A 14,521-nucleotide genomic window follows, 5' to 3' on the forward strand; every position below is an offset into this window, starting at 1 on the left:
TTCGACCGTTCCGTACACCCGCCACGGCGCGCCGCTCCCCCGGCCCCCGGCCTGCCCGGGCCCGGCCCTCCGCGCGGCCGAGGGTCACCCGGCACCGCGGTCAGTCGGCGGCGGCGACCACCACGCGTCCGTCCACCGCCCCGACGAAGGCCAGCACCCGGGCGCCCTCCTCCTCGACGCCGGGCATCGCGGCCTCCGGCAGCGGCGCGAACGGACGGACCGTCAGCAGGTCCTCGTCGAGCCGCCAGGTGCCGGCGACCGCGCCGTCCACCAGCACCGTGCCGAGCACGATGCCGTTGACGGTCATCACCCGCGCCCGGTACTCCTCCGGCAGCACCCGGCTGCGGTCGGCGTGCGAGAGCAGCAGGTTGTCGAACGGCGCCAGCAGCCGGACGGGGGCGGGCACCCCCGCCCCGGGGCGCGGGGCGTCCGGCAGGTCGTACAGGGTGCGGCCGCTCTCGTCGCGGAGCCGGACGAGCCGGTCGGCGAGCCGGGCGAGCACCGGTCCGATCCGGGTCAGCCCGGACCACTTCTGCACGTCGGTGGCGGTGGCCGGGCCGAACGCGGCGAGGTAGCGGAGCACCAGGGCGTCCAGCACGGGCTCGGTGTCGAGGGGGCCGCCCAGCCAGTGTTCGGCGGTGGTGTGCGCGGCCGGGCCGCTGCGGCCCCAGACCCCGCGCGGCGGCACCTGGACGAGCGGCAGGGCGCACCGGGCGGCCTGGGCGAGCGCCGCGGGCTCGCTGCGCGGGAAGGCGGGGGCGAGCAGCGGGCCGAGCTTCTGGAAGGTGAGCGGCTCGGCCTCGACGAGCTCCCGGGCCAGCGCGGCGACGGGTGCGGCGCCGTCCGGCGCGTCGAGGTCGAGGTCGGGCAGCCGCTTGGCGTACGAGCCGCGCAGCCAGCGGTCGTGCACGGGCTGGAGGAGCGGACGCAGTGTCAGGCAGTCGCGGGCGGTGACGAGGTGGATGGTGCCGCGCTGGAGGGCGATCCGGACGGCCTGCCGGCTCTCCAGCAGGGTGCTGAGCTGGGCGGGGTGGAATCCCTCGATGCGGCTGAGCAGGCCGAGGTAGGGCGGTTCGGGGGCGGCCTGCGCCTGGAGGCCGACGAGGTGCTCCAGCATGGCGGCGGCGTCGAGCGGGCTGCGGGCGAGGAGGTGCTGACGGGCCAGCAGGGCGCGGCCGAGGGCGCGGGAGCTGAGCGGGGCGCTCATCCGCCGAGCACCCGTCGCAGCAGTTCGATCCGGTTGCTGGTGAGGGAGTCGACGTTCGTGCGGAGCATGCGGCGCATGGTGCGGCGCAGGTCGACCGTCCAGGTGGAGACGAGCAGGCCGGCGTCGTGGGCGGCGTCGACCAGGCGCGGCTCGACCAGGCCGAAGGGCGGGTTGAGGTAGCGCGGGCGCAGGTCGTCCAGGAGGGGGCGGCCGGGCAGTTGGGGGCGGCGCCAGGTCAGCGAGAGCTCGGCGCCGGGGTCGAGCGCGCGGACGGCGAGCATGGCGGCGGTCGGCCCGCAGTACGCGACGCGGCCCTCCGCCCCGAGGTCGGCGACGGCGCGGTGCACGGCGGCCGCGGGGCCGGGGTCGTCGAGGTCGATCAGGAGGCGGGCGCCGGGTGCGGCGGCGACGGCCTTGAGGGCCTCGGCGAGGCCGGGGATCCGTACGCCGGGCGTGCCGAGGGCGGCGGCCTCCTCGGCGGTGACCCGGTCGATCGGGCGGGGGTCGCCCCAGAGCCGCTGCAGGGTGGCGTCGTGGAGGAGCACGGGCACGCCGTCCCTGGTCAGCCGGACGTCGACCTCGACGGCGTCGGCACCGGCGGCGAGGGCCGACTCCACCGAGCGCAGGGTGTTCTCCCGGTGGCGGTACGGATCGCCGCGGTGGGCGACGGCGATCACGGTGGGGCGGCTCATGGGTTCCGGGTCCTTCCGGGCCGGGGCCGAGGGCGCGTCAGCGCCGTTCGACCACCACGTTGGTGGACTTGATGACGGCGGTCGCGGGTGCGCCGGGCACGAGGGCGAGCTCCTCGGCGGATTCGCGGCTGATGAGCGAGACCACGCGGAACGGGCCGGCCTGGATCTCGACCTGCGCGGCGACGTCGCCGAGCACCACGTGCGTGACGATGCCGGGGAAGCGGTTGCGGGCGGAGGACGGCCGGCCCTCGGCCTCGGTGCTGTCCTGGCGCGCGAGTTCGCGGGCGAACGCGGCGAGGCGGTCACCGGGGATGATGCGGTGACCGTGCTCGTCCCGGGCGGCGTCGAGCCGGCCCGCGTCGACCCAGCGGCGCATGGTGTCGGCGCTGACACCCAGCAGGGCGGCGGCCTCGCCGATGCGGTACGGGTGGACCGGCCGGTCGGGCTGGGCCATGGGGGTCTCCTGGCGTGGGGTGCGGGGCGGTCCGGGCGGTTCCGGGTGCCCGCGGCCATCCTGCCCTACCGGGCCGTGCGCGGGCGAAAACCGGGGCGCTGCCCGGGAGGCCGGGTTGCCCGGCCCTGCCGAGGCGGTCACCACCCCCGCGCTCCGTGCGCCGCCGGCCGGTCGGCGGCGCTCAGGCCCCGCCGAAGAGGTCGCGGCGGGCCGCGTCGCCCGCGGTGAGCACGGCACCGGCGAGCACCGCGCCGCCGCCGGCGGTGCCGGCCCGCACCTCGGTGCGCAGCGGCAGCAGTTCGGCGAGCCGCTGTTCGACGCGCCGGGCGAGGGTGGGGCCGCCGGCGCGGCCGATCTCGCCGCCGAGGACGATGCAGCCGGGGTCGAGCACCGCGCAGACGGCGGCGGCGCCGAGTGCGACCCGGCGGGCGTAGGCGTCGAGGAAGCCGTGCCCGGCGGGGCCCGCGGCGACGGCGGCGCGGACCTCGGCCTCGCCGGGCGGGGCGCTGGTGCGCTCGCCGGGGCGGGCGGGGTCGGGCAGTCCGTGGTCGCGGGCGAGCGCGCGGACGGCCGCGGAGGAGACGAGCGTGTGGTAGCCGCCGCCCGCGCAGCCGGTGACGTTGTCGGGAAGGTCGGCGCCGTGCACGGGGAGGTAGCCGATCTCGCCGGTGCCGCCGGTGGCGCCGCGCCGCAGCCGGCCGTCGAGGACGACGGAGGCGCCGACGCCGTGGCTGAGCCAGATGAGGACGAAGGTGTCGCGGTCGCGGGCGGCGCCGAGGCGGTGCTCGGCGATGCCCGCGAGGTTGACCTCGTTGTCGACGACGACGTCGGTGTGGGCGATCACGTCGGCGGCGGTGCCGTCGTGGAGTGCGGCGATGAGGTCGGTGTGCCAGCCGGGCAGGGCGCCGGAGTTGTGGTGCTCGCCGGTGGCGGGGTCGAAGAGGCCGGGTGCGCCGACGGCGACGGTGTGCAGGCTCGTGGCGCCGGCCTCGGCGGCGGCCGCGGCGAGGGCGCCGACGGTGCGGGTGACGAGGGTGCCGAGATCTCCCGCGGGCACGTCGGCGGTGGCGCGGGTGCGGCCGGTCAGGTCGGCGACGACGAGGCTGACGCCGGTGGAGCGGACGTCGAGGCCGGCGAGGTGGGCCCGGTCGGCGACCAGGGCGTAGAGGCGCGCGTTGGGTCCGCGGCGCTGCTCGCCGCTCTCCCCCACGACGGCGACGAGGCCGGACCGCTGGAGGCGGTCGAGGAGGTCGGCGACGGTGGGGCGGGAGAGGCCGGTGAGGACGCGCAGCTCGGTGGCGGTCAGCGGTCCGCTCTCCAGGAGGAGGTCGAGCGCCAGCCGGTCGTTGATGGCCCGGGCGGTGCTGGGCGTCGCCGTACGCGCGGTGGTCATGGCAACGCATCCTTCCAGAGGTTTCTATCAGGGTCCCTTCCTGATAGTTTACCGGAGGCATGCTGGAGCAGACCGGAGAGGACCGACGCATGGCAGACGATCTGCACGCCGCACGGCGCGCCAGGGTGGGGGTGAGCCTCGTCTTCGCCGTGCACGGGGCGGTGACGGGCACCTTCGCCACCCGCATCCCCTGGATCCAGGACCACACCGGCGTCGGCCCGGGACAGCTCGGCCTCGCCCTGCTCGCACCGGCGGTCGGCTCGTTCCTCGCGATGCCGCTCGCCGGGCGGATCGTGCACCGCTTCGGCGCCCGGGCCGCCGTCCGGGGCCTGCTGATGCTCTGGACGATGTCGCTGGCGCTGCCCGCCCTCGCCCCGAACCTCGGACTGCTCTGGCTCTCGCTGTTCGTGTACGGCGCCAGCGCCGGCATGTCCGACGTCGCGATGAACGCGCAGGGCGTCGAGGTCGAGTCCCGGCTCGACCGCTCCATCATGTCCGGCCTGCACGGCCTGTGGTACGTCGGCGGGCTGGCCGCCTCGGGATTCGGCGTGCTCGCCGCCCACCTCGGCGTCGACCCCCGGCTGCACTACGCGGTGGTCGCCCTGATCCTCACCTGCCTCGGGTACGGCGTCTCCGGTCTCCTGCTGGACGTCCGCCCGGCGGCCGGGGAGGAGGCCCCGCCCCGCTTCGCCCTGCCCCCGCGCGCCGCCCTGCTCATCGGACTGGTCGGCTTCTGCGGCGTCTTCGCCGAGGGCGCCAGCGTCGACTGGAGCGGCGTCTACATCAAGGCCGTCACCGGCTCCTCCGCGGGCACCGCCGCCGCCTGCTACGCCGTCTTCGCCGCCACCATGGCCGTCGTACGGCTGGCCGGCGACCACGTCGTCGACCGCCTCGGGCCGGTCCGCACGGTACGGCTGGGCGGCACCGTCGCCACCGCCGGCGGCCTCCTCGTCGTGTTCGCCCGCACGCCGTACCTGGCCATCCCGGGCTTCGCCCTGATCGGCCTCGGCGTCGCCGTCGTCGTCCCGCTGGCGTTCGCCGCCGCCGGCCGCGCGGGCGGCAACGCCAGCCAGGCCATCGCCGGCGTCGCCACCGTCACCTACACCTCGGGCCTGGTCGCCCCCGCGATCGTCGGCGGCATCGCCCAGATCAGCTCGCTCACCGTCTCCTTCGCCGTGGTCACGCTGATGGCCGCCGCCCTCGTGCCGTCGGCGGGCGTCCTCGGACGGCGGCGGCGCACCGCACCCACCGCCGGCGCCCCGGCCGGCAGCACGACCCGCCGACCCGCCGGCACCCGCGCCGACTGACCCGCAGCACCGCCCACCCGGCCCGGGACGTCAGCCGGCCTCGACGCCCCGGGCCGCGGCACGGGCCCGCGACGCACCGGCACCCGCAGCGCACCGGCACCGGCACCCGATTTCCACCCGCGGCACCCCATCGGGCATGCTCGCCGCCATGGACCTCCCCGCACGGCGCAACCCCGTCGGCGCCCACGTGCCCGTCGCGGGCCGCGGGCTGGTCGGCACCGGGCTGGCGTACGCGCGCCGGGTGGGCGCCGAGGCCGTGCAGGTCTTCGTCGCCAACCCGCGCGGCTGGGCGACCCCGCCCGGCGACCCACGACAGGACGAGGCGTTCCGCGAGGCCTGCGCCGAGGCCGGTATCCCGGCGTACGTGCACGCGCCCTACCTGATCAACTTCGGCTCCGGGTCGGACGCCACCCGCGAGCGCTCCGCCGAGTCGCTGCGCCACTCGCTGCACCGGGCCCGCGCCATCGGCGCCCTCGGCGTGGTCGTGCACACCGGCTCCGCGCTCTGCGGCCCGCGCGAGGCCGCCCTCGCGCACCTCCGCGCGCAGGTGCTGCCGCTGCTCGACGAGTCGGACGCACACGGCGACGACTCACCGCGCCTGCTGCTGGAGCCCACCGCCGGCCAGGGCAGCTCGCTCTGCGGACGCATGGCCGACCTCGCCGACTACGCCGCCGCCCTCGACCACCACCCCCGGCTCGGCGTCTGCCTCGACACCTGCCACGCCTTCGCCGCCGGGCACGACCTCGCCGCGCCCGGCGGCACCGCACGGATGCTGGAGGAACTCGCCGACGCCGTGGGCCCCGGCCGCCTCGGGCTGATCCACGCCAACGACTCGGAGGACGTCGTCGGCGCCCGCAAGGACCGGCACGCCAACATCGGCGCCGGCCACATCGGCACCGCCGCCTTCGCCGAACTCCTCGCCCACCCGGCCACCGCCGGCGTGCCGCTGATCATCGAGACACCGGACGGCCGCCACGACCCGCAGCGGGTCGAGGGCGCCCGGCACGCCCTCGACATCACCCGTCTCAAGGAGCTCCGCCTCCCCCCGGGCAGGCCCGCCGCGGCACGCCCCGCAGGCAGCGCCGGGCCCGCCGTTCCCGCCGGGCTGCCCGGGTGAGCGCCGGCCGGGCCCGGCTGCGCCTCGCCCTGCTCGTCGTGCTGCTCGCCGCGGCCGCCGGGTCGCTGCTGCTCTGGAGCCCGGCCGACGCCCTGCGCAGCGCCGACGGCCCGTGGCAGCTACCGCTCGCCCTCGCCGTGTACGCCCTCGGCACGCTCGCCTTCGTGCCCAAGCCCGCGCTCAACGCGGCGGCCGGGCTGCTGCTGGGCGTCGCCCAGGGCCTGCCGCTGGCCGTGGCCGGCACCACCCTCGGCGCCGCCGCGGCCTTCGTGCTCGGCCGCACCCTCGGCCGGGACGCGCTGCGCCCGCTGCTCCGCACCCGCGCCGCGGCCGCGCTGGACCGCCGCCTCACCGACCGGGGCTTCCGCAGCGTGCTGATGCTGCGGCTGGTCCCGGGCGTGCCGTTCCAGGCGGCGAACTACGCCTGCGCGGTCTCCGGGGTGCGCCCCGGCCCGTACCTCGGGGCGACCGCGCTCGGCGTGCTGCCCGGCACCGCCGCGTACGTCGCGGCCGGGGCCGGTGCGTCCTCGCCGACGTCGGCGGCCTTCCTCGTCCCGACGGGGCTGATCGTGCTGCTGAGCGCCGCGAGCGGGTACTCGCTGTGGCGGTCCCGCCGCGCGGCCGCGGCCGCGACGGCAGCCGCGGGCGCAGTCACCGCCGGGACCGCGGCGCCGGCACCCGACCCCGTACCGGTCGCCGTCGGGCCTACGGCCTGACCGGCGGCCGCAGCCGGCCCAGGGCCACCAGCAGAGCGGTGTTGACGGCCGCCGCACCGGCCAGCAGCGCGGCGGCGAGCGGGTGGCCGGCGAGCGCCAGGGCGAGCACCGCGCCGCCGAGTACGAGCAGCTGGGTCAGCAGCCAGGCGGCGGGCGACTTCACCGGCGCGTTCGGGGCGGCGTAGCGGCCCCACAGCAGGGCGGCGGCCAGTGGCAGGACGACGGCGAGCAGGGCGCGCACCACGACCGGGCCCGGCGCGGCCCAGCCGCCGACGGCGAGCGCGGCGAGGGCGCAGAGCTCCAGCAGGAAGCGGACCAGCAGATTGACCCCCATCAGACCGGCCCTCACGGTTCCCCCCTTGTCCGTCCCGGCTCCCGGGGTCCTGTGCGGACGGCCCGGGCGGTCGCGTTATTGGGTGGCAGCCCCTCCCGACGCTGCATCAGGATATGCGGCATGACCACGACCGAACGCATCGATCCGCCTTTCGCCGCCGACGAGACCGCCATGCTCACCGCGTGGCTCGACTACCACCGCGCCACGCTGCTGCTGAAGACGGAGGGCCTGACCCCGGAGCAGCTCCGCGAGCGCTCGGTGCCGCCGTCGTCGCTGTCCCTGCTGGGCCTGGTGCGCCACATGGCCGAGGTGGAACGGCACTGGTTCCTCGGCATCCTCCAGGGCCAGGAGTTCGAGGAGGGCATCTACTGGACCTCCGAGGACGAGGACGGCGACTTCAACCAGGTCGACGGCGCCGACCCGGAGGCCGACCTGGCGACCTTCCGCACGCAGGTCGGGCTCGCGCGCGAGGCTGCCGCCGGGCTGCCGCCGGAGACCCCGGGCAAGCGGCTGCGCCGGGGCGAGGAGGTCACGCTGCGCTGGATCCTCGTCCACATGATCGAGGAGTACGCGCGGCACAACGGCCACGCCGACCTCCTCCGCGAGCGGATCGACGGTGCCACGGGAGAGTGACGGAGTTACACGATCGTTGACGAATAGTCAACTTGCCGACTCCGTTCACCGATAAGGTCCAGCCACGGAACCGTCCGGCCACCTGCTGCGTCGCACCGAATGTCGGGTTCATCCCGACCCGGGGCCACGCCACGAGCCGCACTGCGGTCGCGTGCAGGCACCGAACCGGTGATCAGTGCGATACTCGGACAGTTCCAACAAGTGGATGACGTGTCAAAAAGACACGCTCACCCGGGGGACGCGTACGGGACGGAGAGGGAGGCGCGGCATGGGAGCACTTCGCGACGAGCACCACAACGGGTGGTTGATGCCCTCCGGAAACTACCCTGCTGCGGTCTACGACGATCCGTGGGACACCGAGGAGACGCTGCCCTCCGTGCCGGCCCCGGCGGCGAAGATCGTCTCGCTGCGGCCGACCGGCTTCGAGGCCGCGCGCACCGTCGGCGAGCACCTGCGCGCCGGCACCCCGGTCGTGATGGACCTGACCGAGATGGACGACCCCGAGGCCAAGCGCATGGTCGACTTCGCCTCCGGGCTGGTGTTCGGCACCCGTGGCGGCATCGAGCGGATCGCCCGCCGGGTCTTCCTGCTCACCCCGGCCGAGGTCGAGGTGACCGTGATCGACCGCCCGCTGGACGGCACCGGCTTCTACAACCAGAGCTGACCCGGCCGCCCGGCCCACCCTCCCCACCGGGGACGGCACCCGCCGTCCCCGGTTTTTCGGCTCTCCGGACGGCCCGGCCGACCGACACGGCCGGGTGGGCCGTCGGCCCGGGCGACCGCCCCCGGGGCGCATCAGGTCGTCGTCTTCGCGTTCGCGGACGCGGCAGTGGTGGGCGTACGCCGCCGGGAGTTCGGTGCCGCTGCCCGGAATCGACGCGATCGTCCCCGTGGGCGGGGTGAACCCCCTCGCACCTCCCGGTGCGCCGACCGTACGGGGGTTTCGACGGGCCGGTTCGGCAGGACGTCGGACGTGGTCCCGGATGATGACCGTCCGGTCCACCGAACGAGACAGCCAGCCCTCCCATGAGACGTCCATGTCTCACATGCGCTAAGCTCGATCCATGGCCACCGATCGCGACTCCGTCCTCGAAGCCGCCGTCGGCGTGCTCTCCCGGCGCCCCAACGCGCACCTCGACGAGATCGCCCGCGCGGCCGGCATCAGCCGGGCCACGCTGCACCGGATCTTCCCGGGGCGCGAGGCGCTGATCCGCGAGGTCGGCATGCTCAGCCTCCGCAAGTTCGCCGAGGCCTGCGACACCGCCCGCATCGAGGACGGCGACGCCCGCGACGCGCTGCGCCGCCTCGTCGAGGCCGTCGTCCCGGACGCCGCCCTGTGCGCCTTCCTCGCCGGCGAGAACCAGCTCTACGACGACCCCGAGATCAACTCGCTCTGGGACGTCCAGGACGAGCGCGTCCGCGCGCTCTTCCTCCGCGGCCAGCAGCAGGGCGTCTTCCGCATCGAACTGTCGGCCGGCTGGCTCAGCGAAGCCTTCTTCGACCTCGTCGCCGGCGTCGGCTGGGCCGTCCAGGACGGACGCCTGGCCCCCCGCGACGGCGCCTACTCGCTCACCGAGCTCTTCCTCGGAGGAGCCCTCAGGAGAACAGAACCCTCATGACCGGCACCCACGTCCAGGCCCGCGCGCAGCACCGCTGGGCCGGCCTGGGCGTACTCGTCCTGGCCGTCACCCTGGTCGCGGTCGACGCGACCGTGCTCTCCCTCGCCATCCCCTCCATCAGCGAGACCCTCCGCCCCAGCGGCACCCAGCTGCTCTGGATCGGCGACGCCTACTCCTTCGTCCTCGCCGGGCTGCTCGTCAGCATGGGCGCCCTCAGCGACCGCATCGGCCGCAAGCGGCTGCTGCTGCTCGGCTCCACCGCGTTCGGCGCCGCCTCCGTGCTCGCCGCGTACGCGCCCGGCCCCGGCTGGCTGATCCTCGCCCGGGCGCTGCTCGGCGTCGCCGGCGCGACCATCATGCCGTCCACGCTGTCGCTGATCCGCGCCCTCTTCCCGGACGCCCGGGAGCGCGCCACCGCCATCGGCATCTGGGGCGCGGGCGCGACGGCCGGCGCCGCCCTCGGGCCGCTCGTCGGCGGCCTGCTGCTGGAGCACTTCTGGTGGGGCTCGGTCTTCCTGCTCAACCTGCCGGTGCTGGCACTGCTGCTGGTGCTCGGCGCCTGGCTGCTGCCCGAGTCCCGCAACCCCCGGCCCGGCCGGTGGGACACCCCCAGCGTCGTCCTCTCCATGGCCGGCGTGATCGGCGTCGTCTACGCGGTGAAGGAGGCCGCCGCGCACGGCCCGTTCGCGGAGCCCGCGGTGCCTGCCGCGTTCCTCGCGGGCGCCACCGCCCTCACCCTCTTCGTCCGCCGCCAGCTGCGCCTGGAGTCGCCGCTGCTGGACGTCCGGCTGTTCGCGGACCGCCGGTTCACCGCCGCCGTGGTCGGCTCGCTGACCTCGCTGATCGGGCTCTCCGGCGTGGTGTTCTTCATGTCGCAGTATCTGCAGCTGGTGCGGGGCATGTCGCCGCTGGAAGCGGGTGTCGCCGAGATGCCGGCCTTCGTCGGCGCCGTCGTCGGCGGGCTGCTCACCGCCTGGCTGGCCCGCCGTACGGGTGCCCGCTTCACCCTGACGGCCGCTCTCCTGGCCATGGGCGCGGGCATCGCCCTGCTCGGCCTGCTGCACCGCGACAGCACGTACCTGCTGCTCGGCGCCGCGTTCCTCGCCGTCGGCACCGCCGAGGGCGTGGTCTACACGCTCGCCTCCGACCTCGTGCTCGGTGCCGCGCCCGCCGAGAAGGCCGGCGCCGCCTCGGCGGTGTCGGAGACGGCGTACGAGCTGGGCACCGCACTCGGCATCGCCCTCGTGGGCTCCGTCGTGACCGCGATCTACGCGGGCGCGCTCAGCGTGCCCGCGGGCGTCGGGGCGTCCGCCGCGAGCCAGGCCCGCGAGTCGATCGGCGGTGCGCTGCAGAGCGCCGCCTCGCTGCCGGGGCCGGTCGGCGCCCGGCTGGTCGACGACGCCCGGCTGGCCTTCCTGCACGGTGTCAACGTCGCGGCCTGGCTCGCCGCTGCCCTGCTGCTGGCCTCGGCCGGTCTCGCCTGGTGGCTCCTGCGCGACCGCCCCGGCACGGCGACCGCCCCGCACACGGCCGCCGCCCCCGGGACCGCCGGGCCCGCGACGGCCGGTCGGGCCCACCAGCCGGTGGGCTGACGGGCAGCGCGGGCCCGCCCCGGCCCGCGCGGGCCGGGGCGGCGGGATCGTCGCCCGAGTGGCGCCCGCGGAGCGGTGGCGCCTGCGCTCACCGGGGATGCGGGGACTGAATCAGCCCGCCCCCGCCCCCGCCCCCGTCCCCGCCCCCGTCGGCCGCCGTCCGGGCGTTCGGTACTCGCCGGGTGGCCGCCCGTACGCCGCGCGGAAGGCCCGGCTGAAGTCGCCGGGCCGGGAAAAGCCCCAGCGGGCGGCGATGGCGGCGATGTCCAGGTGGCGCAGCAGGGGGTCGGCGAGGTCGTTCCGGGCGCGTTCCAGGCGTTGGGCGCGGACGGTGGCGGCGACGGTGGTGCCGCGCTGCCGGAACACCCGGTGCAGGGTGCGCAGCGAGATGTGGTGGGCGGCGGCGATGGTGGCGGGGGTCAGGTCCGGTGAGCCGAGGCGGGTCGCGATGAAGGTGTCGATGCGCAGGCTCAGGACGTGGGCGCGGGTGTCGGGCGGCAGTTTGGCGGCCTGGTCGCTGCGGGCTGCCAGCAGGGCCGTGACGAGGTCCAGGGTGCTCGTCTGCAGCCGGCTGCGGTCCGGCGCACTGAGGTGGTCGGCCTCCGCGGCGAGGGAGGTGAGGAACCGTCCGGCCATCGCGCTGAGGCCGGTGCGGCCGAGCGGGGTGGCGAGCAGCGGTGTGAGGCGGTCCGCGCTGAGGGGCACGAGGTTCTTGGGGAAGTTCAGGACGAGGCTGGTGGCGCGGGGCTCGGGCGGGACGTCGGTGTCGAAGGGGCGGGAGCTGTCGTACAGGACCAGCTCTCCGGGCCGGAGCCGGTGCGACCTGCCGTGCTGGTCGATGGCCTGGTTGCCGGAGCGGACGAGGGCGAGGCGTAGTGCTCCGGATCGTCCTTGCGGATCATGTCGGCGGTGCGGGTGGAGCGCAGGGCGGTGTAGCTCAGTGCGCAGAGCAGGCCGGCGCCCACGCTCATCGCACGGATCGAGGCGCTGAACGCGGCGGGCTCGCCGATGGTGAAGCGGGTGCGGGTCATGGCCCGTGCGGTGACCTCCTCCCAGGCCTCGATCCGCTCGGCGGGCGGCAGCCGGCCGCTGTCGAACACCAGGTCCATCGTCCTCATACGGCCCGACCATAGCCGAGCCGACATGCCGGGTCGGGGCCTTCGGGCGAAGCCGCCGGCAGGGTTGTTGCCGCTGGGGCGTCCGGGAACGGATGTGCGCTGCGTGCCGTGCACTGTGCCGTGCGTGCCGTCTCCACCGGGACGTCCTGTGCCGGGCGGTCACGGGATGGAAGTGTCTGGCGGTGCCGGCCGGTCCTCGGTCGGTGACGCCGGACCGGGGCCGTCGGTGCCCCCGGACCGCCCCGCCCGTCCGAGAGTTCGAGGAGACCCATGACCGTCCTCCGCCGTTTCACCGCCTCCGCGGTCGCGACCGTTGCGCTGGCCGCCGGCACCGTCGTCCTCGCCCCTGCCGCCTCGGCGGCCGAGGCTCCCGTCCCCGGCACCCGGTGGGGCTTCGCCGACTGCTGGGTGGAGATGTACAGGCGTGACGACGGGTACGTGCAGGCCCGCGGCACCAGCTCGCACAACAACTCCTGCTCGATCTGGCTCCAGCGGCAGCGGGTCGGCGACGGCGGCTACCCGTGGACGACCGTCTCCGGGGTCCTGGACATGTACAACAACCAGCGGGCCACCGCGTACCACTGGAACGGCACCGACGCGGCCTCGCGCGTCTGCCTGAACAACGCCAGCCTCGGCGCCACCAACTGCGGCATCACCGTCTGGTAGTCGGTCGGCGGCTCGCCGGGAGAGGTGGCGGGGCCGCCTCCTGACGGCCCGCCGGGGACCGGTCGCCCCCGCCGCGCGTGCACGCCGCCGCGGCGGGGGCTCAGGTGCGGTTGAGGGAGCGGGTGACACCGGCGACCGCCGCGGTGGTGAGGATCCACCCGGCGGCGACGAGGGCGTAGCCGAGCCACTGGTGGGCGTCGGTCCAGTACCAGGCGGTGCGCTGGCCGAAGCCTCCGATCGGGATCAGCAGGTCGACGGTGTAGATCAGCGGGTTGAAGGGGGCGCCCTGACCGGGCTGGGCGGCGGAGGGCCGGCCGCCGTGGCCGAAGGCGACGGTGCCCGCGGCGACGAGGGCGAGCAGCCAGAGGGCCGCCTGCCAGGGGCGGTAGCCGTAGCCGACGGTGACGTCGAGGATGCCGCCCCAGGCCCGTCCGAGCGGGTGCAGCGTGCGCCGGCGGCGGCGCTGTTTGGCGAGCAGCACGCGTCGGGCGTCGTCGTCGTGGCCGATCCGCCGGTACCAGGCGGCGAGCTGTTCGTACGGCTGCGGCGTGTAGCCGGGTGTTCCGGTGAGCCAGGCGAGCCGTTCGGCGAGGCCGGTGGCGCCCTGGAGCGAGGTGTAGGCGAGGCCGTCGAGGCGGGTGCTGGCGGCGCGGCCGTGCGCGTTGTCGTGGATGACCGCGACCTGCGCGTCGCGCAGGTCGACGCTGCCTTCGGGGCGGGCGGCGGGGGTGAGGTGGAGGTCGCCGGCGGTGAGGCGGGTGGCGTCCAGGGCGGTGGTGCCGTCGCCGTGCAGCACGGCACCGTCGAGGGAGAGCTTGCTGCGGACGGTCGCTCCGGGCAGCCGTATCGCGCCGCGGGCGGTGAAGCCGTCGGCGAGGATCATCGTGGAGGCGGTGAGGTCGTCGCCGGTGAGGGCGTCGCCGCCGGGGTTGTCGAGCACGGCACCCTCCATGAAGAGCCCGCCGCCGAACTCGGCGCCGACCAGGCGCAGGCCGCCGCGGGCGTGGAAGCCCTTGCGGGCGAAGCAGCCGCCCTCCATGACCAGACCGCCCGCCCACAGCGCCCAGGCGGGCCCGGCCGCGGCGTCGGCTCCGAGCCGTTCGGTCGCCGTCAGCCGGACGCCGCTGAGCCTGAGTTCGCCCGCGATGTGGGCGCGCGTGAGGGTGAGGCGCCCGTCGATGACGGAGTCCTCCAGGAAGAAGTTGCCGTCGACGCGGAGCAGCCAGCCGTCGAGGCCGGGGAGGCTGCAGCGGAGGAACGTGGTGGAGCGGAGGCCGGCCCCGCGGAGCACGACCTGCTCGTCGAACGCGCACGCGGTGAACTGCACGGGCAGGTCGACCGCGGCTCCGCCGAGGTCGAGCCGGCCGGTGATCCGGGCCCCGGTGAGCTCCAGGCGGCCGACCCGCCCGTCGACGGGTGCGGGCCCACCGCCGAGGAGCAGGGCCGTAAGGACGTCCGCCCGGATGTCGCGATCCTCGCACCCGCCCAGGTCGAGGTGCTCCCCTCGTTCGAACGCCTCCCACAGCCGCCGTTCGGCCTCGCCGAGTTCCCCGTACACCGGCACTGTGCTCCCCCTCCGCCGGTTGACACCGGGTCAGCAGCGTAGTGCAGGGTCGAACGGCCGTCCGGTGGCGCCCCGGGCCGGCGGCGAGGCCGGGAGTCCCGGGTGTGCT

16 protein-coding genes are annotated in these 14,521 nt (G+C 76.0%); 8 read left to right on the forward strand and 8 right to left on the reverse strand.

Annotation, left to right across the window (positions count from 1 at the left end):
- Positions 1-100 precede the first annotated feature (100 nt).
- From OG335_RS02725 to OG335_RS02740, 4 genes are all read right to left on the reverse strand, one after another.
- Entirely contained in the window at positions 101-1,207 is a 1,107-nt protein-coding gene (locus tag OG335_RS02725; protein WP_405009336.1) for a winged helix DNA-binding domain-containing protein, read from the reverse strand.
- Positions 1,204-1,899, reverse strand: coding sequence for a glycerophosphodiester phosphodiesterase (locus OG335_RS02730; protein WP_405009337.1), 696 nt, complete (start codon positions 1,897-1,899; stop codon positions 1,204-1,206). Before OG335_RS02730 ends, OG335_RS02725 begins: the two co-directional genes overlap by 4 nt.
- A gap of 37 nt (positions 1,900-1,936) precedes the next feature.
- The gene (locus OG335_RS02735) at positions 1,937-2,353 is read right to left on the reverse strand and encodes a molybdopterin-binding protein (protein WP_405009338.1); all 417 of its coding nucleotides are present in this window, start codon (positions 2,351-2,353) and stop codon (positions 1,937-1,939) included.
- A gap of 181 nt (positions 2,354-2,534) precedes the next feature.
- The gene (locus OG335_RS02740) at positions 2,535-3,746 is read right to left on the reverse strand and encodes an ROK family transcriptional regulator (protein WP_405009339.1); all 1,212 of its coding nucleotides are present in this window, start codon (positions 3,744-3,746) and stop codon (positions 2,535-2,537) included.
- 89 nt (positions 3,747-3,835) lie between these two features.
- On the opposite strand from OG335_RS02740, the gene OG335_RS02745 reads away from it, so the two are divergent.
- The 3 genes from OG335_RS02745 (at position 3,836) to OG335_RS02755 (ending at position 6,886) form a co-directional block, all read left to right on the forward strand.
- On the forward strand, positions 3,836-5,053 hold the full coding sequence (locus tag OG335_RS02745; protein ID WP_405009340.1) for an MFS transporter: 1,218 nt from the start codon (positions 3,836-3,838) through the stop codon (positions 5,051-5,053).
- A gap of 148 nt (positions 5,054-5,201) precedes the next feature.
- Positions 5,202-6,170 (forward strand): deoxyribonuclease IV, encoded by a 969-nt coding sequence (locus OG335_RS02750; protein ID WP_405009341.1) that lies wholly within the window; start codon positions 5,202-5,204, stop codon positions 6,168-6,170.
- Positions 6,167-6,886, forward strand: coding sequence for a TVP38/TMEM64 family protein (locus tag OG335_RS02755; RefSeq protein WP_405009342.1), 720 nt, complete (start codon positions 6,167-6,169; stop codon positions 6,884-6,886). Before OG335_RS02750 ends, OG335_RS02755 begins: the two co-directional genes overlap by 4 nt.
- Here the strand turns inward: OG335_RS02755 and OG335_RS02760 are convergent.
- On the reverse strand, positions 6,876-7,220 hold the full coding sequence (locus tag OG335_RS02760) for a DUF2568 domain-containing protein (protein ID WP_405009343.1): 345 nt from the start codon (positions 7,218-7,220) through the stop codon (positions 6,876-6,878). The genes OG335_RS02755 and OG335_RS02760 overlap by 11 nt on opposite strands.
- A 120-nt stretch (positions 7,221-7,340) precedes the next feature.
- On the opposite strand from OG335_RS02760, the gene OG335_RS02765 reads away from it, so the two are divergent.
- The 4 genes from OG335_RS02765 to OG335_RS02780 all read left to right on the forward strand — a co-directional run bounded on the left by OG335_RS02765 (position 7,341) and on the right by OG335_RS02780 (position 11,064).
- Positions 7,341-7,853 carry a DinB family protein gene (locus OG335_RS02765; protein WP_405009344.1) on the forward strand — a complete coding sequence of 171 codons (513 nt, stop codon included), beginning with the start codon at positions 7,341-7,343 and terminating at the stop codon, positions 7,851-7,853.
- A 268-nt stretch (positions 7,854-8,121) separates the two neighbouring features.
- Positions 8,122-8,517: a cell division protein SepF gene (locus OG335_RS02770; protein WP_405009345.1), complete on the forward strand. Its 396-nt coding sequence runs from the start codon at positions 8,122-8,124 to the stop codon at positions 8,515-8,517.
- A 400-nt stretch (positions 8,518-8,917) separates the two neighbouring features.
- Complete coding sequence (locus tag OG335_RS02775) at positions 8,918-9,472, forward strand: TetR/AcrR family transcriptional regulator (RefSeq protein WP_405009346.1); 555 nt, start codon at positions 8,918-8,920, stop codon at positions 9,470-9,472.
- The gene (locus OG335_RS02780; protein ID WP_405009347.1) at positions 9,469-11,064 is read left to right on the forward strand and encodes an MFS transporter; all 1,596 of its coding nucleotides are present in this window, start codon (positions 9,469-9,471) and stop codon (positions 11,062-11,064) included. The genes OG335_RS02775 and OG335_RS02780 overlap by 4 nt, the downstream gene beginning before the upstream one ends.
- A 111-nt stretch (positions 11,065-11,175) precedes the next feature.
- Here OG335_RS02780 and OG335_RS02785 read toward each other — a convergent pair whose 3' ends face one another.
- Positions 11,176-11,769, reverse strand: a complete 594-nt coding sequence (locus OG335_RS02785) for a helix-turn-helix transcriptional regulator (RefSeq protein ID WP_405009348.1) — start codon at positions 11,767-11,769, stop codon at positions 11,176-11,178.
- Between the two features lie 17 nt (positions 11,770-11,786).
- Complete coding sequence (locus OG335_RS02790; RefSeq protein WP_405009349.1) at positions 11,787-12,182, reverse strand: hypothetical protein; 396 nt, start codon at positions 12,180-12,182, stop codon at positions 11,787-11,789.
- 270 nt (positions 12,183-12,452) lie between these two features.
- Between OG335_RS02790 and OG335_RS02795 the strand changes: the two genes are divergently transcribed.
- A complete protein-coding gene (locus tag OG335_RS02795) occupies positions 12,453-12,848 on the forward strand; it encodes a hypothetical protein (RefSeq protein ID WP_405009350.1) in 396 nt (131 codons plus the stop codon).
- Positions 12,849-12,948: 100 nt separating this feature from the next.
- Here the strand turns inward: OG335_RS02795 and OG335_RS02800 are convergent, their stop codons facing one another.
- Positions 12,949-14,406 (reverse strand): oxidoreductase, encoded by a 1,458-nt coding sequence (locus tag OG335_RS02800; RefSeq protein ID WP_405009351.1) that lies wholly within the window; start codon positions 14,404-14,406, stop codon positions 12,949-12,951.
- Positions 14,407-14,521: the final 115 nt, after the last annotated feature.

Origin of the sequence: Kitasatospora sp. NBC_01539 (assembly GCF_045040525.1) — a bacterium.
GTDB lineage: Bacteria > Actinomycetota > Actinomycetes > Streptomycetales > Streptomycetaceae > Kitasatospora.

Coding starts and splice junctions, on each gene's coding strand:
- OG335_RS02725 (WP_405009336.1), bottom strand. CDS start 1,207: ATGAGCGCCCCGCTCAGCTCCCGCGCCCTCGGCCGCGCCCTGCTGGCC.
- OG335_RS02730 (WP_405009337.1), bottom strand. CDS start 1,899: ATGAGCCGCCCCACCGTGATCGCCGTCGCCCACCGCGGCGATCCGTAC.
- OG335_RS02735 (WP_405009338.1), bottom strand. CDS start 2,353: ATGGCCCAGCCCGACCGGCCGGTCCACCCGTACCGCATCGGCGAGGCC.
- OG335_RS02740 (WP_405009339.1), bottom strand. CDS start 3,746: ATGACCACCGCGCGTACGGCGACGCCCAGCACCGCCCGGGCCATCAAC.
- OG335_RS02745 (WP_405009340.1), top strand. CDS start 3,836: ATGGCAGACGATCTGCACGCCGCACGGCGCGCCAGGGTGGGGGTGAGC.
- OG335_RS02750 (WP_405009341.1), top strand. CDS start 5,202: ATGGACCTCCCCGCACGGCGCAACCCCGTCGGCGCCCACGTGCCCGTC.
- OG335_RS02760 (WP_405009343.1), bottom strand. CDS start 7,220: ATGGGGGTCAATCTGCTGGTCCGCTTCCTGCTGGAGCTCTGCGCCCTC.
- OG335_RS02765 (WP_405009344.1), top strand. CDS start 7,341: ATGACCACGACCGAACGCATCGATCCGCCTTTCGCCGCCGACGAGACC.
- OG335_RS02770 (WP_405009345.1), top strand. CDS start 8,122: ATGGGAGCACTTCGCGACGAGCACCACAACGGGTGGTTGATGCCCTCC.
- OG335_RS02775 (WP_405009346.1), top strand. CDS start 8,918: ATGGCCACCGATCGCGACTCCGTCCTCGAAGCCGCCGTCGGCGTGCTC.
- OG335_RS02780 (WP_405009347.1), top strand. CDS start 9,469: ATGACCGGCACCCACGTCCAGGCCCGCGCGCAGCACCGCTGGGCCGGC.
- OG335_RS02790 (WP_405009349.1), bottom strand. CDS start 12,182: ATGAGGACGATGGACCTGGTGTTCGACAGCGGCCGGCTGCCGCCCGCC.
- OG335_RS02795 (WP_405009350.1), top strand. CDS start 12,453: ATGACCGTCCTCCGCCGTTTCACCGCCTCCGCGGTCGCGACCGTTGCG.